The 20461-nt window shown below is 61.9% G+C and carries 15 protein-coding genes and 2 tRNA genes; 5 read left to right on the forward strand and 12 right to left on the reverse strand.

From position 1 onward, the window contains the following. Positions 1 to 91 precede the first annotated feature (91 nt). The 6 genes from ABT24_RS03360 to ABT24_RS03385 all read right to left on the reverse strand — a co-directional run bounded on the left by ABT24_RS03360 (position 92) and on the right by ABT24_RS03385 (position 6482). Positions 92 to 167: transfer RNA gene (locus ABT24_RS03360), tRNA-Ala, on the reverse strand. Positions 168 to 242: 75 nt separating this feature from the next. Continuing rightward, a complete protein-coding gene (gene lon / locus ABT24_RS03365; protein WP_276731506.1) occupies positions 243 to 2663 on the reverse strand; it encodes an endopeptidase La in 2421 nt (806 codons plus the stop codon). Between the two features lie 112 nt (positions 2664 to 2775). Further along, the gene (clpX, locus tag ABT24_RS03370; protein ID WP_276731510.1) at positions 2776 to 4038 is read right to left on the reverse strand and encodes an ATP-dependent Clp protease ATP-binding subunit ClpX; all 1263 of its coding nucleotides are present in this window, start codon (positions 4036 to 4038) and stop codon (positions 2776 to 2778) included. A 28-nt stretch (positions 4039 to 4066) separates the two neighbouring features. Then, positions 4067 to 4675 (reverse strand): ATP-dependent Clp endopeptidase proteolytic subunit ClpP, encoded by a 609-nt coding sequence (gene clpP, locus ABT24_RS03375; protein WP_013106041.1) that lies wholly within the window; start codon positions 4673 to 4675, stop codon positions 4067 to 4069. 327 nt (positions 4676 to 5002) lie between these two features. Continuing rightward, positions 5003 to 6337 (reverse strand): trigger factor, encoded by a 1335-nt coding sequence (gene tig, locus ABT24_RS03380; RefSeq protein ID WP_276731513.1) that lies wholly within the window; start codon positions 6335 to 6337, stop codon positions 5003 to 5005. A 58-nt stretch (positions 6338 to 6395) separates the two neighbouring features. Then, positions 6396 to 6482: transfer RNA gene (locus tag ABT24_RS03385), tRNA-Leu, on the reverse strand. Positions 6483 to 6652: 170 nt separating this feature from the next. Between ABT24_RS03385 and ABT24_RS03390 the strand changes: the two genes are divergently transcribed. Next, on the forward strand, positions 6653 to 7495 hold the full coding sequence (locus tag ABT24_RS03390) for a squalene/phytoene synthase family protein (RefSeq protein WP_276731518.1): 843 nt from the start codon (positions 6653 to 6655) through the stop codon (positions 7493 to 7495). Positions 7496 to 7499: 4 nt separating this feature from the next. Here ABT24_RS03390 and ABT24_RS03395 read toward each other — a convergent pair whose 3' ends face one another. The 3 genes from ABT24_RS03395 to ABT24_RS03405 are packed head-to-tail and all read right to left on the reverse strand — an operon-like array spanning position 7500 to position 10766. Beyond that, positions 7500 to 9512, reverse strand: a complete 2013-nt coding sequence (locus ABT24_RS03395; protein WP_276731523.1) for an acetoacetate--CoA ligase — start codon at positions 9510 to 9512, stop codon at positions 7500 to 7502. 22 nt (positions 9513 to 9534) lie between these two features. After that, positions 9535 to 9972, reverse strand: coding sequence for an acyl-CoA thioesterase (locus tag ABT24_RS03400; RefSeq protein WP_286737341.1), 438 nt, complete (start codon positions 9970 to 9972; stop codon positions 9535 to 9537). 11 nt (positions 9973 to 9983) lie between these two features. After that, complete coding sequence (locus tag ABT24_RS03405) at positions 9984 to 10766, reverse strand: SDR family oxidoreductase (RefSeq protein ID WP_156055171.1); 783 nt, start codon at positions 10764 to 10766, stop codon at positions 9984 to 9986. A 177-nt stretch (positions 10767 to 10943) separates the two neighbouring features. Here ABT24_RS03405 and ABT24_RS03410 point away from each other — a divergent pair, with 177 nt between their 5' ends. The 4 genes from ABT24_RS03410 to ABT24_RS03425 are packed head-to-tail and all read left to right on the forward strand — an operon-like array spanning position 10944 to position 15690. Further along, positions 10944 to 11492, forward strand: coding sequence for a phosphatase PAP2 family protein (locus ABT24_RS03410; RefSeq protein WP_231836145.1), 549 nt, complete (start codon positions 10944 to 10946; stop codon positions 11490 to 11492). Positions 11493 to 11548: 56 nt separating this feature from the next. Then, entirely contained in the window at positions 11549 to 12685 is a 1137-nt protein-coding gene (gene moaA / locus ABT24_RS03415; protein ID WP_156055167.1) for a GTP 3',8-cyclase MoaA, read from the forward strand. Between the two features lie 8 nt (positions 12686 to 12693). Beyond that, on the forward strand, positions 12694 to 14610 hold the full coding sequence (asnB, locus tag ABT24_RS03420; RefSeq protein ID WP_276731532.1) for an asparagine synthase (glutamine-hydrolyzing): 1917 nt from the start codon (positions 12694 to 12696) through the stop codon (positions 14608 to 14610). Positions 14611 to 14634: 24 nt separating this feature from the next. Beyond that, entirely contained in the window at positions 14635 to 15690 is a 1056-nt protein-coding gene (locus ABT24_RS03425; RefSeq protein WP_276731535.1) for a GNAT family protein, read from the forward strand. Positions 15691 to 15981: 291 nt separating this feature from the next. On the opposite strand, the gene hemH is transcribed toward ABT24_RS03425, so the two are convergent. The 3 genes from hemH to rpoD are packed head-to-tail and all read right to left on the reverse strand — an operon-like array spanning position 15982 to position 20401. Further along, a complete protein-coding gene (hemH, locus tag ABT24_RS03430) occupies positions 15982 to 17076 on the reverse strand; it encodes a ferrochelatase (protein WP_286737342.1) in 1095 nt (364 codons plus the stop codon). Between the two features lie 12 nt (positions 17077 to 17088). Further along, entirely contained in the window at positions 17089 to 18009 is a 921-nt protein-coding gene (locus ABT24_RS03435) for an adenylate/guanylate cyclase domain-containing protein (RefSeq protein ID WP_013106052.1), read from the reverse strand. 55 nt (positions 18010 to 18064) lie between these two features. After that, positions 18065 to 20401, reverse strand: coding sequence for an RNA polymerase sigma factor RpoD (rpoD, locus tag ABT24_RS03440; protein WP_276731542.1), 2337 nt, complete (start codon positions 20399 to 20401; stop codon positions 18065 to 18067). Positions 20402 to 20461 lie beyond the last annotated feature (60 nt).

Below are 20461 nucleotides of genomic sequence, written 5' to 3' on the forward strand. Positions count from 1 at the left end.
AGATTCGAACTCGTGTTATCGCCGTGAAAGGGCGGTGTCCTAGGCCTCTAGACGAAGGGGACTAAACCTTCAAATATTGCTTGAATTTACTTGGTGGAGGTAAGCGGGATCGAACCGCTGACCTCTTGCATGCCATGCAAGCGCTCTCCCAGCTGAGCTATACCCCCGAAAGCAAAACAGCATTCTATACCGATTTTTTCCGTCGTTGCAAGTGCTATTTCGTTGGGCTTTTGGTGACCCGCTCAGTGACGCGCAGTCTCGGAAACCGACGCATCCACGGGTGCGACTGGCACTTCTACGGGCTTGGCGGGAACTTCGTCTTCCAGTGCCACAGGAACGCGCTCAAGCGCCAGGTCTAAGACCTGATCAATCCATTTCACCGGGATGATGCTCAGGTTGGCTTTCACGTTTTCAGGCATCTCCTGCAGGTCCTTGACGTTTTCTTCGGGAATCAGCACCGTCTTGATCCCTCCTCGCAGCGCCGCGAGGAGTTTCTCCTTCAGGCCGCCGATTCCAAGCACCTCACCTCGCAGGGTGATTTCGCCGGTCATGGCAATTTCAGCCTTGACGGGAATGCCCGTCATCGCGGAGACGATCGCAGTCGTCATGGCAATGCCGGCGCTCGGACCATCCTTGGGCGTCGCGCCTTCGGGGACGTGAATGTGCAGATCGCGCTTCTCGAACAACTCGTCCTTGATGCCAAGGCGTCGTGAGCGAACCCGCACCACGGTGCGAGCGGCCTCGACCGATTCTTTCATCACATCGCCCAAAGAGCCGGTGCGCAAAATGGCGCCTTTCCCAGGCATGGCGGTGGCCTCGATGGTCAACAAATCGCCGCCGACTTCGGTCCAGGCCAAGCCCACAACCTGACCGACTTGATTCTGTTTTTCGGCGATGCCAAAGTTGAAACGCCTCACGCCGATGAAGTCGTGAAGGTTGTCTTCGGTGACCACAACCTGATCGGTGTAGGTTTTCAGCAAGCGTCCTTTGACGGCTTTGCGGCAGATGCGCGAAATCTCACGCTCCAACGAGCGCACCCCCGCCTCGCGCGTGTAGTAGCGAATCAGGCCTCGAATGGCGCTTTCCGTGACGTCGAGTTCGTCTTTCTCTACCCCGTTGTTCTTCATCTGCTTGGGCAGGAGATAGCGCTGGGCGATGCTGACCTTCTCATCCTCGGTGTAGCCGGCCAGACGAATGACCTCCATCCGGTCGAGCAACGCCGGCGGAATGTTGAGCGAATTCGAGGTGGCGACAAACATCACATCGGACAGGTCGAAATCAACCTCGACGTAGTGATCGCTGAAGGTGTGGTTCTGTTCGGGATCGAGCACTTCCAGCAAGGCAGAGGACGGATCGCCGCGGAAATCCATGCCGAGCTTGTCCACCTCGTCGAGCAGGAACAGAGGGTTGCGAACCGCCACTTTGTTCAGGCTCTGCAGGATCTTGCCGGGCATGGCGCCGATGTAGGTGCGGCGATGACCACGAATCTCGGCCTCGTCCCGCACGCCGCCCAGGGCCATGCGCACGAACTTGCGCCCGGTCGCGCGAGCGATGGATTGACCCAGCGAGGTCTTGCCCACCCCCGGAGGGCCGACCAGACAAAGAATCGGCGCCTTGACCTTGTCCACGCGCTGTTGAACCGCGAGATATTCCAGGATGCGTTCCTTGACCTTTTCAAGGCCGTAGTGATCTTCCTCCAGCACCGCCTCGGCAAATGCCAGATCGTGGCGCACCTTGCTCTTCTTGGACCAGGGCAGGCTGATCAGCACGTCGAGGTAGTTGCGCACCACCGTGGCTTCAGCCGACATCGGGGACATGAGCTTGAGTTTTTTGAGCTCGCCTTCGGCCTTCTTCTTGGCCTCTTTGGGCATGCGCGCAGCCTTGATCTTTTTCTCGATCTCTTCGATGTCCGCGCCGTCTTCGCCCTCGCCCAGCTCTTTCTGGATGGCCTTGACCTGTTCGTTCAGGTAGTACTCGCGCTGGCTTTTTTCCATCTGGCGGCGCACCCGACCGCGGATGCGCTTTTCGACTTGAAGAATGCCGACTTCACGTTCGAGTTGTTCAAGCAAATTTTCCAGACGCGCATGCACGTCGTGCAGATCGAGCACAGACTGTTTCTGTTCCAGCTTGAGCGGAAGATGTGCGGCGATGGTGTCAGCCAGACGGCCCGGATCGTCAATGCCGGAAATCGAGGTGAGAATTTCAGGCGGGATTTTTTTGTTCAGCTTCACATACTGGTCGAACTGCGCTACCACCGCGCGCCGCATCGCTTCGGATTCCGCGCTGGTTTCCGAGCTGGATTCGATAGGCACAGCTTCGCAGGCGAAATAGTCGCCGTTGTCTCGGATGTTCAGGGCGCTGGCCCGCTGCGCACCTTCAACCAACACCTTGACCGTGCCGTCGGGCAGCTTGAGCATCTGCAAAATACTCGAAAGACAGCCCACATCGAACAAATCGTCGGGCTTGGGCTCATCTTTGGCCGCGGCCTTCTGCGCGACCAGCATGATCTGCTTGCCGCTTTCCATGGCCGATTCCAGCGCCTTGATCGACTTGGGACGCCCCACAAACAAGGGAATCACCATATGGGGAAAAACGACCACATCGCGCAGAGGCAGCAGCGGCAACGCAGTGAGGTCGGTGTTTTGCTCAGGGGTATCTGACATGTAGGTCACCCGAAAATAAGTTGGTGTGCAGATGGGGACTCAGGCTGAATTTACAAGCCAGCGATACTGGCGACCTCCTGCGCTTGCAACCGCCCGCTGGCTGTCGTCAGGCTCAGGACGCCTTCGCCGCATCCTGGTAGATGAGCAGCGGCTTGGCGCCTGACGTGATCACGTTTTCGTCAACGACGACGCTCGCCACGCCTTGCGCATTGGGCAGGTCGAACATGAGGTCAAGCAAAGCCTGCTCTACGATGGAGCGCAGCCCGCGCGCACCGGTCTTGCGCTCAAGCGCTTTGTGCGCAATCGCATCGAGTGCGGCCGGGCGAAACTCCAGCTTGATGCCATCCATCTCGAACAGCTTCTGGTATTGCTTGACCAGCGAATTCTTGGGCGCCGTGAGAATTTCGACCAGCGCGGGCTCGTCAAGTTCTTCGAGCGCAGCCACCACCGGCAGACGCCCCACCAGTTCGGGAATCAGGCCGAACTTGACGAGATCGTCCGGCTGGGCCTGAAGAAAAGTCTCGGAGACACTGCGCTCAGACTGAGTCTTGACCGTGGCCGAAAATCCGATGCCCGACTTCTCGGAACGATTGCGGATCACCTTTTCCAGACCGTCGAATGCTCCGCCGCAGATGAACAGAATATTGGTCGTATCGACCTGAATGAAATCTTGATTGGGGTGCTTGCGCCCGCCTTGTGGCGGCACCGAAGCCATCGTGCCTTCGATGAGTTTGAGCAAAGCCTGCTGCACGCCCTCGCCCGACACATCCCGCGTGATGCTGGGGTTGTCCGATTTGCGGGAGATCTTGTCGATCTCGTCGATGTAGACAATGCCGCGCTGCGCCCGCTCGATTTCGTAATTACAGTTCTGCAGCAGCTTTTGAATGATGTTCTCGACGTCTTCGCCGACATAACCGGCTTCGGTCAGTGTGGTGGCGTCGGCGATCACGAAGGGCACGTTGAGCAACCGAGCCAGCGTCTGCGCCAGCAGGGTCTTGCCGGAACCCGTGGGCCCCACCAGAAGAATGTTGCTCTTGGCCAGCTCGACATCGCTGGTCTGGCCGATGTGCTTGAGCCGTTTGTAGTGGTTGTACACCGCGACAGCCAGGATGCGTTTGGCCGCCTCCTGCCCGATCACATACTGATCGAGAATAGCCTTGATTTCAGCCGGCGTCGGCAAATCGGAGTTCACCACCTTGCCATTGGCGTCCGTTGCAGTCACTTCATCGCGAATGATCTCGTTGCACAGGTCGATGCACTCATCGCAGATGAAGACCGAAGGGCCGGCGATGAGTTTCTTGACCTCGTGCTGGCTCTTTCCGCAGAACGAGCAGTACAGGGTCTTTTCACCGGAAGATGATTTTTTCTCAGCCATGGGCGTGTGTCTACTTGGAGGGTGAGGATCAGGAGCGCTTGGAGATGACTTCGTCGATCAGGCCATAGTCCTTGGCCTCGTCGGCCGACATGAAAAAGTCGCGTTCCGTGTCGATGCCAATTTTTTCAAGGGTCTGGCCCGTGCGCTCGGCAAGAATGCCGTTGAGTCTTTCGCGCAGATAGAGAATTTCGCGCGCCTGAATCTCGATGTCCGTCGCCTGGCCCTGCGCCCCGCCAGAGGGTTGATGAATCATGATGCGCGAATTGGGCAGCGAGTAGCGCTTGCCCTTTGCGCCAGCCGCCATCAGGAAGGCGCCCATGCTGGCGGCAATGCCGGTGCACAAGGTGGACACGTCGGGTTTGATGAACTGCATGGTGTCGAAAATCGCCATGCCGGCAGACACCGAGCCGCCGGGCGAATTGATATAGAGCGAAATATCCTTGTCGGGATTTTCCGACTCGAGAAACAGCAATTGCGCCACGACCAGATTGGCCATCTGATCGTTGATGGGGCCGACCAGAAAAATCACCCGCTCGCGCAGCAGCCGCGAGTAAATGTCATAGGCGCGTTCACCGCGGCCGCTTTGCTCGATGACCATGGGCACCAGGCCCAGGTTTTGAATGTCAGTAGCGCTCATGGAAGAAAAAAACGTGAAGGTGGACACAGATTAGCACGCACTTTGCTCTACCGATGCCAGCGTGCGGGATTTCCGCACCGGGTTTGCGGTAGGCGCAACAGCGGCCCTAAAACACAAAAGCCGCTGCACGCCTGCGCGCACAGCGGCTCTCAAGGAAACGCAGGGCCGCCCCAAGTTTCTTTGTCCACCTCGCGGCTTGCAAGCCGCTCGGATTCGGCTCCGTCCAAGCTGCCGCAGGGCAGCTCGGAGCCGCGGGCCTCATCCACCGCGGGGAGGCGGGCTGGGCGCAGCCCGGCCCTGGGGCGCTCATCAGTATGACCAACGGGCTCAGTTCTGGCCCATCAGCTCATCGAAACCGAGCGATTTGTCCATCGTCTGCGCCTGTGCGAACACGAAGTCGGTCACGTTGTTTTCCATGACGATGGCTTCGGCCTGTGCCATGCGCTCCTGATCGGCGTAGTACCAGCGCACCAGATCCTGCGGCTGTTCGTAACTGGCAGCGAGTTCTTCAACGTAGGCGCGCACCTGTTCGGGCTTGGCTTGCAGGTCGTGTTGCTTGACCAACTCGGAAACGATCAGGCCCAGACGCACGCGACGTTCAGCCTGCTCCTTGAACAATTCGGGCGGCAGCGGAGCTTTGTCGGCATCTTTCATACCGCGCTCGGCCAGATCCTGACGGGCGCTGGCCATCAGTTCATTCACTTCGTTTTGCACCAGCGCGCTGGGCAGATCGACCGCAACGGCCTTTTGCAGCAGATCCATGACGGCCAGCTTGTTGCGCTGCGTGAGACGCGATTTGACCTCGCGGCTCAGGTTACTGCGGATATCGTCGCGCAGACGCTGCACGTCGCCATCTTCAACGCCCAAGGCCCGGGCGAAATCGGCATCGACTTCGGGCAGCAGCGGCCATTCGACCTGGGTGACTTTCAGGGTGAATTGCGCCGTCTTACCGGCAACGGCCCGCCCCTGGTAGTCCTCAGGAAAGTGCAGTTCGAAAATCTTGCTTTGCCCGGCTTGCAGCCCTTTGGTGGCGGCTTCGAACTCGGGCAGCATGCGGCCTTCGCCCTGAACGAAAGTGAAACCTTCGGCCTTGCCGCCTTCGAAAGCGGTGCCGTCGATGCGACCTTCAAAATCGACGGTGACGCGATCTCCGTCTTGCACTTCCAGCCCTTCGGACGTTTGACCGTTCGGCGCGGCTTCGCCACGCGTCACAAACTGGGTGCGCTGCTTGCGCAACACTTCGATGGTTTTGTCGATGGCGGCCTCGTCCACTTCGGCGGTCACGCGTTCGATAGCCTGGGTGGAGAGATCCGGGATCTGCACGTCGGGATAGACCTCGAACACAGCATCGAACGCCATCACGTCCGCTTCGATCCCTTCGGTCTTGGGGCTGAATTCCGGCGCCCCCGCCACGCGCAGACGGGCGCTGGTGGCGATGTCGTAAAACGCGTTGCCGATCTTGTCTTGCAGCACTTCCATCTCGACGGACGGCGCGTAGCGCTGCGTCACCATGGACATCGGCACTTTGCCCGGGCGGAAGCCGGGCAGGCGCAGCGTGCGGCTCAGATTCTTCAGGCGGGAATTGATTTCGTTCTGCACAGCGGCCTTGGGCACGGTCACGGTCACACGGCGCTGCAGTTTGTCCAGGGTTTCGACAGTCATGGGGAAAGTCCAGTGTTCAAAAAAGGGATCAAAGACCGCCAAGCCTGCGCTTGCCGGTTGGTGCGAGGGGGGGGACTCGAACCCCCACGCCCGTGAAGGCGTCAGGACCTAAACCTGGTGCGTCTACCAATTTCGCCACCCTCGCGGGGTGATCTGTCGCCAAAAACTTTACGCTCGCGCCTTATGTTTCAACTCGGTCTCAACTGGGGCTCACCTCGGAAGGCGGCTATTCAGTGCGGCCTATTCACTGCGGCATTGATTTTTGGGCAATCGGGTATTCTAGCTGCCTCCAGCCTGCCTGATGCAGCGCTCAACATGCCCCCGCCTCAAATCCCTGATTCCTGCGCCAAACCGCCCCCCGGCTCGTCGACTTATTACGCGCTGCAACGCTGCCCGCCCGCGCGCCGTGCGGCGCTGACGCTGTTGCTGGACGTGCATGTGCAGGTGCGCAGCATCGTCACCACGGTCAGCGACCCGGGTGTCGCACAAGCCAAGCTGGCCTGGTGGCATGCGCAGATGCTGGCGCTCGATCAAGACCAGGCAGAGCACCCTTGCCTGCGTGCTCTCGGGAGATGTTTTCGGGATCAGGGTCTGCGGCCACAGGCGCTGCTCGGCCTGATCGAAAGCGTGGACATCGACCTGCAACAGAACCGGTGGATGGATCGGGCCGCGCTCGTGCACTATTGCCGGGCGGGCAGTGGGCAGACGCTGCACAATGCGGCAGCGCTGCTTGGGCTGACCGCGCCTCCGGCCCTGGACGCTGCGGAGGAACTGGGCGTGGCGCTGAAATTGACCAGTCATATCCGGCATCTGGGGCGTGATGTCGCGCAGGACCGGGTGTATCTGCCGCTCGATGCCCTGCAGCGGCATGGGGTCAAGGCGGTGGACTTGCAGCAGCGCGTGGTCAGCCCGCCCATTCGTGCCTTGCTGCAGGAACAAACCACACTGGCCCGCACGGCTTTGAGCACAGCTCGCGGCGCGCTCACACCCTACCCTGCCGCGCAGACCGCACCTCTACTGGCTCTTGGCGCCATATCGGAGGCGCTGCTGAGCGAAATCGAGCGGGCCGACTTTGCGGTACTGCACCAACGCATCAGCCTGACGCCATTGCGCAAGCTCTGGATCAGCCGCACCTGTACCTTACGGCGCAGGAGTTAGCCGTTCAAGCCCGCTCAAGTTCGGCACGCAAGGCGCGGTATTCGTCGAGCGCCTCGGGATTGGCCAGCGCCGAGACGTTTTTCACCGGGTCGCCGTGAATCAGGTTGCGCACCGCGATTTCCACAATCTTGTTGCTCTTGGTGCGCGGAATATCGTGCACCTGCACGATCCGCGCGGGCACATGGCGCGGCGTGGTGTTGTTGCGAATCTCACGCTTGATCGCGTCGATCAGCGCCTCGTCGAGCACCACGCCGTCGCGCAGACGCACGAACAGGACCACGCGCACATCGCCGTAAGTACCGGGTGGCCAGTTCTGGCCGATCACGATCGATTCGAGCACCGCGTCGATGCGCTCGACCTGGCGGTAAATCTCCGCCGTGCCGATGCGCACGCCGCCGGGATTGAGCGTTGCATCCGAGCGGCCAAAAATGATGTAGCCGCCATGCGAGGTGCGTTGAGTGTAGTCGCCATGCCACCATACATTCGGGAACTGCGCGAAGTAGGCGTCAAAGTATTTCTGCGCGCCTTTTTCCAGACTGCCGTCCACCAGAAAACCCAGCGGCATGGAGGGAAAGGGCTTGGTGCAGACCAACTCGCCTTTTTGCCCGTCCGGCAAAGGCTTGCCGTCGTCACCCGCCACGATCACCGCCATGCCCAGAGCGCAGGCCTGAATCTCGCCGCGCCAGACGGGGTTCATGGGCGACCCGGCGATGAAACAGGCCACCAGATCGGTGCCGCCCGACAGGGAACTGAGGCAGATGTCGGCTTTCACCTTGCCGTAGATGTAGTCGAAGCCTTCGGGCGCCAGCGGCGAGCCGGTCGACATGAGGGTGCGAAGATCGCTGAGGCGGTGCGTGTGCATCGGCGCGATGCCCGACTTGCCCAGCGCCTCGATGAACTTGGCCGAGGTGCCGAGATGCGTGAAGCCCACCGCATCGGCGTAGTCGAACAAAATGGCGTTGTCGCGCACACCGGGCGAGCCGTCGTAAAGGCAAACCGTCGCCCCCTGGCTGAGCGCAGACATCAGCCAGTTCCACATCATCCAGCCGCAGGTGGTGAAAAAGAACACGCGGTCTTCGGGATGAATATCAGCCTGCAACCGCATCTCGGCCAGATGCTTGAGCAGCACGCCGCCCGCGCGATGCACGATGCATTTCGGCGCCCCGGTGGTGCCGCTTGAATACAGGATGTAGACCGGATGATCGAAGGGCTGCGCCGCATATTGCACCGCCTGCGGGGTCAATGGCGCGAGCGCATCCTCCCACACCTGAGCGCCGGCAATCGCCGCCACGCTCAAGCTCTGCCCGCGCGCCTGCGCCACATAGGGCACGACGACGGTTTTCACCAGCGAGGGCAATTGCGGCACGAGTTCGGCCAGCTTCTGCAGGTTGGAAAAGGTTTTGCCGTTGTAGAAATAGCCGTCGCAGGCGATCAGCACCTTGGGCAGGGTCTGGCCGAAACGATCGAGCACGCCTTGCACCCCGAAGTCGGGCGAGGCGGAGGTGAAGGTGGCGCCGAGGCTGGTGGCCGCGAGCATGGCAATCACCGTCTCGGGCATATTGGGCATATAGGCCGCAACCCGGTCTCCGGGCTGGACGTCCCAATGCTTCAAGGCCTGCTGCAGCCGAGAGACTTCGGCGTGCAATTCGCGCCAGCTCAGGCGGCGTTGCACCTGATCTTCGCCCCAGAAATGCAGCGCAATGGCGTCGTCATTGCGGCGCAGCAGGTTCTGTGCGAAGTTGAGGCGGGCGTCTGGGAAAAAGCGCGCACCGGGCATACGGTCGGCGTCGATCAGCACCCGCTCGCCTTTGTGCTCGGCGATCACGCCGGAGGTTTCCCACACCGCGTCCCAGAACTGGGCCTGCTCGGCGATCGACCAATCGAGCAAGTCTTGATAAGTCTGCAAATGCAGACCGTGGCGCTCATTCACCCAATGACGAAATGCCTCGACGTGCGAAGCGGCGATGCGCTGCGGAGAGGGCAACCAAAGCGGCTGGTTGGTTTCGGAATCTGGCATGACGCAATCTCTCGAATAGAGGTCAGTTTGAGTCGGCATGCTGCGTGAGCAATTCACGCAGCCTATCGGGCAAGGGCGCGCTCTTGCGCCGCGGAAAATCCACCCAGACCACGCGCGAACCGCCACTGGCGTAGATCGTGTCGGGATCGTCGGTGCGGCTGAGCAAGGTGTAGGTGTCGAAGCTGGTACGCCCCACATCGGTGGTGTAGAGCCGCGCCAGCACCTCGCCCGGATACTTCAATTCGATCTGAAAATTGCAGAAAGCGTTGACGATCACCGGCCCCAGCCCTGCGGTGTTGGCGGGTACGCCGGTTTCGCGCAGCCACTCCAGGCGGATGATTTCCATGTAGCGGAAATAGATCGTGTTGTTCACATGGCCCATCACATCCATATCGCCCCAGCGTATGGGCAGGGTCAGGGTGTGAACCAGTTGTTTTTGTTCAGGGATTTCGAATCGCATCGGGCTTTTCCTCAGATGCCAAAGCCATCATCAGCCGTCAGGATGGCGCCGTTGACCAGGCTGCTTTGCCCGCTGGCGAGCATGACCAGCATGGCGTCGAGATCTTCGGGCTTGCCCAGGCGTTTGCGCGGCAGCATCTGCATCAGACGCTGGCCCGCCTCGGTCTGCCAGTGATGGTGGTTCATCTCGGTATCGATATAGCCGGGACAGATGGCGTTGACATTGATGCCGTACTTGCCCCACTCCACCGCCATCGCCCGCGTCATGTGAATCACGGCGGCCTTGCTCATGGCATAGACCCCCAGCTTGGGTATGACTCGCAGCCCGGCCACCGAGGCCACGTTGATGATGCGCCCGCCGGCCCAGGTGCCCGGCGTCACGCCCAGCGAACGCGCCACCATGCGCCGCGCCACCTCCTGCGCCACAAAAAATGCGCCGCGCACATTGGTGCCGAAAACGTCATCGAAATCTTCCGGTGTGGCGTCGAGCAGTTTTTGCTGCGCAGAAATGCCCGCGTTGTTCACCAGGATGTCGATCGGCCCCATCTCGGTCTCGGCATGCGCCACCGCCGCGCGAATGCTGGCGCTATCGGTGACATCGAGTTCGACCACATGGGCGTCGCCCCCCTGCCCTTCGATGCGGGCCCGCAGTTCCTTGAGCCGCTCCATGCGCCGACCGCTGAGCACCACGGCGGCCCCCGCCTGCGCCAGTACCTCGGCAAATCGCCAGCCGAGCCCGCTCGATGCTCCGGTGACCAGGGCGACGCGGCCCGAAAGTTCGATGGTGTATGCCATGTCTATCCTTGAGAATAAAGCGCAGCAGGCCGTCCGTCGATTCCTGGCTGACTGCCTTGCGCTGATGACACAATGGTAGAGGCAGCCGAGATGCGCGTCGGCTCAACCGTGGCTAAGTCTGCAGTGCAACAATCTCGCCACGCCTCCACCATCCCGCAACAGCGCCCCAGATCAACCATGCAACAGCGACAGCCCAGCCTGCTTCAGCGTTATCTGCAATGGGAAGAAGGCTTGACCCTTGCGGCCAATCGTTTGAGTCGGCAGGCCTGGGTGCGCCGCTTCTTTTCCGCCATCAGCCGCCTTGGCAACGGCTGGGGCTGGGCGGCCATTTTGTGTTTGCTGCTCTGGCTCGATGGGCGCGAGGCGATCTCGCCGATCCTCTGGTTAATCGTGACCACGTTCATCGGCACCGGCCTGTACTGGTCGATCAAGCGTCTGGCGGCCCGTCCGCGCCCGAGCGAACATTGCCATCGCATCGTGCTCAGCGAACCCCCGCTCGATCAGTTCAGCTTTCCCTCCGGCCACACCCTGCATGCGGTGAACTTCACCCTGCAGATCCTGTTTTTCGCCCCGATACTGGGCTGGATCGCCGTGCCGTTTGCCCTGTTGATCGCTGCTTCGCGGCTGATTCTGGGGCTGCATTACCTCTCCGATGTCCTCGTCGGCGCAGTGCTCGGCATGCTGCTCGCCACCTTCGCCCTGGCCTTGCGAATTTCCGTGATGTGAACAGGCCCGAGGGCCGAAACAGCGCGGCGCCCGCCCGCTTTGTCGATAATGGCGATATGTCCGAACGCATCATTCCCATCGTCGACCATCATTACGCGACAAGCGTGCCGTCCGTCCCTGCCGACACCGGCAGCGCGCCGCAGCAGCCGACCGACCGTTTTCACCGCCCTCTGCACGATTTGCGGATCTCGGTGACCGACCGCTGCAACTTTCGCTGCACCTACTGCATGCCGAAAGAGATATTCGACAAGCACTATGAATTCCTGTCGCATGCCGACTTGCTGAGCTTCGAAGAAATCACCCGCGCAGCCCAGGTTTTCATGTCTCTGGGCGTGCGCAAAATCCGGCTCACTGGCGGTGAACCGCTGCTGCGCAAAAACCTCGAACGACTGGTGGAGATGCTGCACAGCCTGCGCACCCCGGAGGGTCTGGCGCCCGAACTGACGCTGACGACCAACGGCTCCATCCTCGCCCGCAAGGCGACCTTGCTCAAGGAGGCGGGGCTCGATCGCATCACCGTCAGCCTCGACGCGCTGGATGATGCGGCCTTCCGCCAGATGAACGATGTCGACTTCCCCGTGGCCGAAGTGCTGCGGGGTATCGACGCGGCCCTGGCCGCGGGCCTCGGGCCGGTGAAAGTCAACATGGTGGTCAAGCGCGGCACCAACGATGCGCAGATACTGCCGATGGCCGAACATTTCCGCGGCACCGGCGTGGTGCTGCGTTTCATCGAATACATGGATGTGGGCAACACCAACGGCTGGCGCATGGACGAAGTGCTGCCGTCGCAACAGGTCATCGACCGCATTCACGCCGTCCATGCGCTGCATCCGCTGGAGCCGCACAGCGCCGGCGAAACCGCCCAGCGCTGGGCCTACGACGATGGCGGGGGTGAGATCGGCGTGATTTCCAGCGTGACCCGCGCCTTTTGCGGCGACTGCAACCGCGCCCGGCTGTCGATGGAAGGCAAGCTCTACCTCTGCCTGTTCGCCACCCACGGCCACGACGTGCGCGCCCTGCTGCGCGGCGATCCGCGCAGCGGCCTGGCCCCGGTCAGCGACGAGCAGCTGCGCGCCGCGCTGGCGCAGGTCTGGACGGCGCGCGATGACCGATATTCCCTGCTGCGCGGCACGGCGGCAGGTCTTGCCCAGCGCGCCGAGCGCAGGGTTGAGATGTCTTACATCGGCGGCTGAAAGCGGCCATGTGCGGCATTGCGGGTCGCCTGAACTGGAACGCGCCCATCGATCCCGCGCAGCTTGCCGCGATGATCGGCCAGCTGCATCACCGCGGGCCTGATCAGCAGGGGTTCTACAACAAAGGACCGATCGGTCTGGCCCACGCCCGCCTGGGCATCATCGACCTGTCCGGCGGCGACCAGCCGATGTGCAACGAAGACGGCACGGTGTGGGTGGTCTTCAACGGCGAGATTTTCAATTACATCGAACTGCGCGCCGAGCTGCAGCGCCGCGGCCATCGCTTCGCCACGCAGTCCGATACCGAAGTGCTGGTGCACCTGTATGAAGACCACGGCGATGCGCTGGTCGATCAGCTCAACGGCCAGTTCGCCTTCGCCCTGTGGGACGGGCCGCGTCAGCGCCTGCTGCTAGCGCGCGACCGCACCGGCATCCGGCCGCTGTTTCACACTCGCGTGCCGGGCGGTCTGGCCTTTGCCTCCGAGGTCAAGGCCTTGTTCGCCCTGCCCGAAGTGCCGCGCCGTCTGGATGCGAAAGCGCTGGGCGAAGTCTTCACCTACTGGGCACCCCTGCCGCCGCACGCCGTGTTCGAGGGCATCGAGTCTCTGCCGCCCGGCCATGTGATGTCGGTCGACGCACGCGGCACGCAGACGCGCCGCTATTGGGATTGGAGCTTTCCCCCAGCCCCGATCGAAGACGAGCGCTCGGCCGCCGCCTGCGCCGACGAGCTGCGCGACCTGCTGATCGACGCGGTGCGGCTGCAACTGCGTGCCGATGTGCCCGTGGCCGCCTACCTCAGCGGCGGCCTCGATTCTTCCATCGTCACCACCCTGATCCGCCACTACACCGACACGCCGCTGCGCACTTTTTCCCTCACTTTCGACGACGCCGAATTCGACGAAAGCCCCTGGCAGCAGCAACTCGTACGCCACCTGGGCACCAATCACACCACGGTGCACTGCACCCGCGCCGACATCGCCGCCGCCTTCCCGCGCACCATCGCCCACACTGAGACACCCATCGTGCGCACAGCCCCCGCGCCCATGATGCTGCTGGCCGCCGGGGTGCGCGCCGCGGGCTACAAGGTGGCGCTCACCGGCGAAGGCGCCGACGAAGTCTTCGGCGGCTACGACCTGTTCAAAGAAGCCCGGGTGCGCCGCTTCATGGCCCGGCAGCCCGCTTCGCGCTGGCGCCCCCGCCTGCTCGAACGCCTCTACCCCTATCTCAAACACTCCCCGGCCGCCGGCCGGACGATGACCGAGCGTTTTTTCCGCGAGGGCGAAGCGCATTTCCGCGAGCCCTGGTTCGCCCACCTGCCGCGCTGGACCACCACGCGACGCATCACCGGTTTTCTGTCGCCGGAATGGCGCGCCGCGGCCACTGCGGCCGACCCCATCGCCACCATCGCCGCGCAACTCCCTGCCGACATCTCCCGCTGGGAGCCGCTCTGCCAGGATCAGTACATCGAGGCGCATACCCTGATGTCGGGCTATCTGCTGTGTTCGCAGGGCGATCGCATGGCCATGGCGCAGTCCATCGAGACCCGTTTTCCCTTCCTCGATCACCGGCTGATCGCCTTCGCCAGCCAGCTTCCTCCGCGCTACAAACTCATGGGGCTGGTGGAGAAATACCTGCTCAAACGCAGCATGGACGGCCTGCTGCCCGACGCGCTGCGCCATCGCACCAAGCAACCTTACCGCGCCCCCGACAGCCAGAGTTTTTTTCACAATGGCGAACCCGTCGATTACGTGGCCGACCTGTTCAGCGTGGCGCGCCTCAAAGATGCGGGCTACTTCGACCCGCAGGCGGCGATCCGCCTGTTCGACAAGGCACGCGCTGGAAAAGTCATCGGCTTTGGTGACAATATGGCCTTTGTCGGCATGCTCTCCACCCTGCTTCTGCACGACCAGTTCATCCGGCGCTGACCCTTCGCGAATCCGCGCTCCTCCATGACCGCCGCACCGTCCAGTTACGCCGCGTTGCCCGCCGACCTGCAGACCGATCGCAGCATCATCGTGTCGCTCTGGGTGGCCAATCTCGGGCACCCAGAGCGTCGCCAGGACAAATACGACTGGTTCTACCTGCGCAATCCGGCCGGTTTGCCGCAGGTGTTGCTCGCCCATTCTCCGGCCGAAAACGGAACAGCCGTGGGCGTCATCGGCCTTGCAACCCGGCAGATGCGTTTGGCTGGCCAAGCCTTGAACGCGGGACTTCTGGCTGACTTCGGCGTGACGGCGGAACATCGCACGCTGTATCCGGCGATGCTGCTGCAAACGTCGCTGCGCGATCGTTTTTTGCCGCAGTGCGGGCTGATCTACGGCTTTCCCAACCCGAAGTCGGAACCCGTGGTCAAGCGCCTGGGCTACAAGGTGGCGGGGCGCATGGTGCGCTACGTACGCGTGCTGCGCAGCGCCAACTATCTGCCCGCGCAAATCCCCCACTTGGTGCGCCGCGCCGTGGGGCGCACCGCAGACTGGTGGCGGCATACCCTGCGCAGAACCCGGTACGCCCACGACTTTCGTGGCCGACGGGCTCAATGGATGGACCAGCCCGATGCCCGCTTCGATGCGCTGTGGGCCGCGCAGAAAGACCCGGCCTTGCTCATCGGCGTGCGTGATCGCTGTTACCTGGCCTGGCGTTTCGAACCGAAGCCCTGGAGAAAATTCCGCTTCCTGACCTTGAGCGCCCAAAACGACGGGCTCATCGGCTATGCCGTCTGTGAGGTCGTCGGCAAGGTGTTGCATGTGCGCGATCTGCTCTGCCACCCAGAACATCCGGAGAGCTTGAATCTGCTCTTTGACACCCTGTTTCGCGACGCCTATGCCGACGGTCGCAGTAGCGTATCGTTTGAATTGCTCGGCCCTGCCGACATCCAGAGCAAGCTGCATCAGTTGGGCATGTTGGCGCGTGATGCCCGCAATGTGTTCTGCACCATGGCACCCGAACAAGCCCAGGCGCTTGAGCAGGCGCAGTGGTATCTCACCAGCGCCGACGAAGATTACTGAGCCGTATTGCGCAGGCCGCTGCAACCGCCCGCGCGGAGAAAACTTTGGTCACACGCACGACACACCCCACACCCAATCCCACGGAACTGTCTGCTCGTGTTGAGCACTCACTCTTCAAGACTTGTGCGCTTTGGGCGCTCTTGAAGGAGAGAGAAGATGTCTCTGGCTGAACTGGTGCTCTACCTCTTGGCGATAGGTGTGATCGGGCTCGGCGTTGGGCTGCTGGTGCAGTTCTGGCGGGAGGCGCGCTCGACGCCCCGCGATTCATCCCTGTGAACTCACAGATTTAACTCACAGATTTTCCGCACCCAGGGCCTTGGCCCGTTCGCGAGTTTGCGCGAGTTCTTTAGGATCGGCGGGCACGGTTGTATTCCAGCCCTGCAGATGAGAGGTCAGCAGACGGCTGAAACCCTGCGCCCAGTGCGTCTCGGCGTTCAGGCAGTCGATGTAATGAAAGACCTTGCCGCCACTGGACAGAAACGCTTCCTTGCCCTCCATGGCGATTTCTTCCAGCGGTTCCAGGCAATCGACGCTGAAGCCCGGGCAGGTCACATCGACCCGAGCCACACCTTCTTTCGCGAGTTGGCGCAAGGTGGGTTCGGTGTAGGGCTGCAACCACTCCTGCTTGCCAAAACGCGACTGAAACGTCACCGCGTAATCAGCAGCGGCCAACCCCAGGCGCTCGGCGAGCAGGCGCCCGGTCTTGTGGCACTCGCAGTGGTAAGGATCGCCCAGCTTGAGCGTGCGCGCCGGCATGCCGTGAAAGCTCATGACAAATTTGTCAGGCCGACCCTGCTGCTGCCAGTACACCTCGATTTTTCGCGCCAGGGCCTCGATGTAAAGCGGCTCGTCGTGAAAGTGATTGAGCACCCGGAGTTCGGGCATGCGCCGGCTACGCCGCATCCAGGCCGTCACTGCGTCCAGCGTGGAGGCCGTGGTGGCCGCGCAATATTGCGGATAGAGCGGCACCAGCAGGATGCGAGTGACGTTTTGCTTGGCCATCTCGTCGAGCACACTGGCCACAGACGGGTTGCCGTAGCGCATGGCATATCGCACTTGCACATGATGACCCAGCCGAGCCATTTCGGCGGCAACGGCTTGCGTGAGGTCGGCCGTGCCCGACTGCAGGGGCGAGCCGCGCTCGGTCCAGACCGAGGCGTACTTGGCCGCGGATTTGGAGGAACGAATCGGCAAAATGATGCCGTTGAGGATCAACCACCAAACCGGCTTGGGAATTTCGACCACCCGAGGGTCGCTGAGAAACTCACCGAGGTAGCGACGCAAGGCCGATGCGGTCGGCGCATCGGGCGTGCCCAGATTGACGAGAAGGATGGCAGTTTTCGGTGCGGAACCGTGCGAATACGCCGTAGGGTCGGACAAGGGCATGAGAACCTGAGTTCAGTGAGGATGGATCTGGAACATCACCGTGGGCGCGGTCGGGTCGGACGGCTTGGCGCCCAGGGTGATTTCGCCCTGGCCATGCAGCACGCACTCGTTGCGCCGCAGGGCGAGCGTGGTGTCATTGCCCGTGTAGCGCACCCAGGTGCCGTTGCTGCTGAGGTCAGTCAGCATGAAATAGCTGCCGCGCCAGTCGATGCGCGCGTGCTGGCGCGATACCCGCAGATCGTTGACAGGAAAGTCTGCACCGTTCGTGCGCCCGATCACGATGGGCATCTGATCGGCGGCATAGTCCACGCTGGTATCGAGCCAGGCGAGATTGAGCAACTGACTGCTGTAGTCGATGCGCGAGGGCACTTGCGGCATGGTCTGGCCCATATCGACCTGCGCCTCCCAATCGACCTGATGCACCGGAACCGGCACGTCGTAGCCGCGCAGAAAAATGGCGCCGAGACTGCGCAGCCGGGCCAGCAACTCCAGCGGCAGCGCTTCCATCACGGCGTCGCCGATGAGAATTTGGCCGGTTCCGGCCGAGTCGGACAGGCGCGAGGCCGCATTGACCGGATCGCCAAAACAATCGCCCGGCGCCAGCACGACCACGCCGCGAGCGATGCCGATTTTCAGAGGTAGTTTTTGTCGGGCGCCCGTGGCATCGACCGCGCCTGAGGTGGAGCAGGTGCGCTGAATGTCGATGCAGGCGTTGAGCGCGGGGGTGTTGTGCTCGAAGGTGGCGAGTATGCCGTCCCCCAGCGTTTTCACCACATCGCCGCCCGCCGCCTTGAAGCTGCGGGCCATGTTCGACACGACCTGAGTGACCAGCGCCGTGGCTTCGGTATTGCCAAGAGATTGGAACAATGCCGTGCTGCCGACGACATCGGCAAACACGATGGTGCGGACAGCCGTTTTTCGCGCGTTGGTCATGCCCGAAGTCTAGCGTGTGCTCCTGTCCGCCGCGTGGCGGGCAGGAGCGTGCGGATCAAAGCGTGTCGAGGAAGCTGCGCAGCTTGTCCGAGCGGGTGGGGTGCTTGAGCTTGCGCAGCGCCTTGGCCTCGATCTGGCGGATACGCTCGCGGGTGACGTCGAACTGTTTGCCCACTTCTTCGAGCGTGTGGTCGTTGGCCATCTCGATGCCAAAGCGCATGCGCAGCACCTTCGCTTCGCGCGGCGTGAGCGAATCGAGAATCTCCTTGACCACGTCGCGCAAACCTGCCTGCATGGCCGCTTCGGTCGGCGCCAGCGTGCCCGAGTCTTCGATGAAATCGCCCAGGTGTGAATCGTCATCGTCGCCGATGGGCGTTTCCATGGAAATCGGCTCGCGCGCAATCTTGAGGATCTTGCGCACCTTGTCCTCGGGCATTTCCATCTTCTCGGCCAGCACGGCGGCGTCGGGCTCGGTGCCCGTCTCCTGCAGATGTTGGCGCGAAATGCGGTTGACCTTGTTGATGGTCTCGATCATGTGCACCGGAATCCGGATGGTGCGCGCCTGATCGGCAATCGAGCGGGTAATGGCCTGACGGATCCACCAGGTGGCGTAGGTCGAGAATTTGTAGCCGCGGCGGTATTCGAATTTGTCCACCGCCTTCATCAGGCCGACGTTGCCCTCCTGAATCAGGTCGAGGAACTGCAGGCCGCGATTGGTGTACTTTTTCGCGATGGAGATGACCAGACGGAGGTTGGCCTCGATCATTTCGCGCTTGGCTTCACGCGCAGCCTGCTCGCCCAGGCTCATCTGGGTGTTGATTTCCTTGAGGTCGTCGAGCGGCACTACCACCCGGGTCTGGATGTCGATGAGCTTTTGCTGCAGCTCCTTGATGGCCGGCACATTGCGGCTGAGGATGACGGAATATGGCTTGCCAGAAGCCACATGCTTGTCCACCCACTTCAGATCGAGCTGATGACCGGGGAAGGACTTGATGAACTCCTCCTGCGGCATACCGCAGCGATCCACCGCATAGCGCCGGATCTCACGCTCGTAGCGCCGCACTTCGTCCACCTGGGCACGCAGCAGATTGCAGAGCTTCTCGACGGTCCGCGCGGTGAAGCGCACTTCCATCAGCGCAGCGGAAATCGCCTCCTGCGCCTTCAAATAGCTGGCAGAACGGTAGCCGTCCTTGTCGTAGGCGCGGCGCATTTTCATGAAGGCGTCGTGCACGTCGGCAAAGGCTTCCAAGGCCTTGCCTTTGAGTTCTTCGAGCTTCATGGAGGTGGCGCCGGCGCCGCCGTCCTCGTCTTCTTCACCGCTCTCGTCGAGCGAGTAGTCGACGTCTTCTTCGGCCACGTAGTCGTCGGATTCGTCGTCCGACACCATGCCGTCCACCACTTCGTCGACCGGCAATTCGCCGTGATGAATACGCGCGGCCATGGCCAGAATCTCGGCCACAGTCGAGGGCGAAGCCGAAATGGCCAGCATCATCTGGCGCAGGCCGTCTTCAATGCGCTTGGCGATAACGATTTCGCCTTCGCGCGTGAGCAGCTCGACGGTGCCCATTTCGCGCATATACATGCGCACCGGGTCGGTGGTGCGGCCGAATTCAGAGTCGACGTTGGACAGCGCCGCTTCGGCCTCTTCCTCCGCTTCTTCTTCGCTCGACGCGGTCGGGCCGTGCTGGTTGAGCAGCAGGGTTTGCGCATCAGGCGTGGTTTCGTACACCGCGATGCCCACGTCGTTGAGCATGGAAACAATGGTTTCCATCAACTCGGGATCGGCCAGATTGTCCGGAATGTGATCGTTGATTTCCCCGTAGGTCAGGAACCCGCGGGTCTTGCCCATTTTGATCAGGCTCTTGAGTCGAGCGCGCCGACGGCCCAACTCTTCGTCGGTGATGTTGGAGTCGTCATAGCCGAACTCCTTGAGCAGTTGCTTCTCACGAGCGCGCGAAGCCTTGCGTGTTTTGGGCACGGGCGCAGCGGCCACTTCTTCCACCACCTCGACTTCGGCGACTTCGGCAGCGACATCGACTGCTTCGACCTCTTCACTCAGGTCATCCGACAAATCATCGGTCGGCTCTTCCAACTTGCTCTTGCGGCCACGGCGCGCGGCAGACGTATCGGCCTCGGCCGTCACAACGCCCGCCTTGGGCGGACGACCCCGCTTGGGCGCTGGGCTAGTAACCGATGCGGCCGACTTGGTCGCTGCCTTGACCGCATTGACCTCCACAGCACCCCCTTCTTTTGCCGCCACACGATGGACCTTGCCACGCGGTGCGTCCACAACGGGACGCACCTCGGCGGGACTCACCTCGACGACTGAGGTCTCTTTGCGGGATGCGCCCCGCGGAGTGGGAGTCTGCGTTTTGGATGATGCTTTTGTCATGGTGGACCTCAACCGACCGTTGGTTCGGAAGGAAATATAGAAGGGGGATTGCTGACAGTA

This window comes from Thiomonas sp. SCN 64-16, from assembly GCF_001725585.1.
GTDB classification, from domain to species: domain Bacteria; phylum Pseudomonadota; class Gammaproteobacteria; order Burkholderiales; family Burkholderiaceae_C; genus Thiomonas; species Thiomonas arsenitoxydans.

Bases quoted from the DNA above. Each gene is read 5' to 3' on its own strand.
- lon (WP_276731506.1), bottom strand. From the start codon at position 2,663: ATGTCAGATACCCCTGAGCAAAACACCGACCTCACTGCGTTGCCGCTG.
- clpX (WP_276731510.1), bottom strand. From the start codon at position 4,038: ATGGCTGAGAAAAAATCATCTTCCGGTGAAAAGACCCTGTACTGCTCG.
- clpP (WP_013106041.1), bottom strand. From the start codon at position 4,675: ATGAGCGCTACTGACATTCAAAACCTGGGCCTGGTGCCCATGGTCATC.
- tig (WP_276731513.1), bottom strand. From the start codon at position 6,337: ATGACTGTCGAAACCCTGGACAAACTGCAGCGCCGTGTGACCGTGACC.
- ABT24_RS03390 (WP_276731518.1), top strand. From the start codon at position 6,653: ATGCCCCCGCCTCAAATCCCTGATTCCTGCGCCAAACCGCCCCCCGGC.
- ABT24_RS03395 (WP_276731523.1), bottom strand. From the start codon at position 9,512: ATGCCAGATTCCGAAACCAACCAGCCGCTTTGGTTGCCCTCTCCGCAG.
- ABT24_RS03400 (WP_286737341.1), bottom strand. From the start codon at position 9,972: ATGCGATTCGAAATCCCTGAACAAAAACAACTGGTTCACACCCTGACC.
- ABT24_RS03405 (WP_156055171.1), bottom strand. From the start codon at position 10,766: ATGGCATACACCATCGAACTTTCGGGCCGCGTCGCCCTGGTCACCGGA.
- ABT24_RS03410 (WP_231836145.1), top strand. From the start codon at position 10,944: ATGCAACAGCGACAGCCCAGCCTGCTTCAGCGTTATCTGCAATGGGAA.
- moaA (WP_156055167.1), top strand. From the start codon at position 11,549: ATGTCCGAACGCATCATTCCCATCGTCGACCATCATTACGCGACAAGC.
- asnB (WP_276731532.1), top strand. From the start codon at position 12,694: ATGTGCGGCATTGCGGGTCGCCTGAACTGGAACGCGCCCATCGATCCC.
- ABT24_RS03425 (WP_276731535.1), top strand. From the start codon at position 14,635: ATGACCGCCGCACCGTCCAGTTACGCCGCGTTGCCCGCCGACCTGCAG.
- hemH (WP_286737342.1), bottom strand. From the start codon at position 17,076: ATGCCCTTGTCCGACCCTACGGCGTATTCGCACGGTTCCGCACCGAAA.
- ABT24_RS03435 (WP_013106052.1), bottom strand. From the start codon at position 18,009: ATGACCAACGCGCGAAAAACGGCTGTCCGCACCATCGTGTTTGCCGAT.
- rpoD (WP_276731542.1), bottom strand. From the start codon at position 20,401: ATGACAAAAGCATCATCCAAAACGCAGACTCCCACTCCGCGGGGCGCA.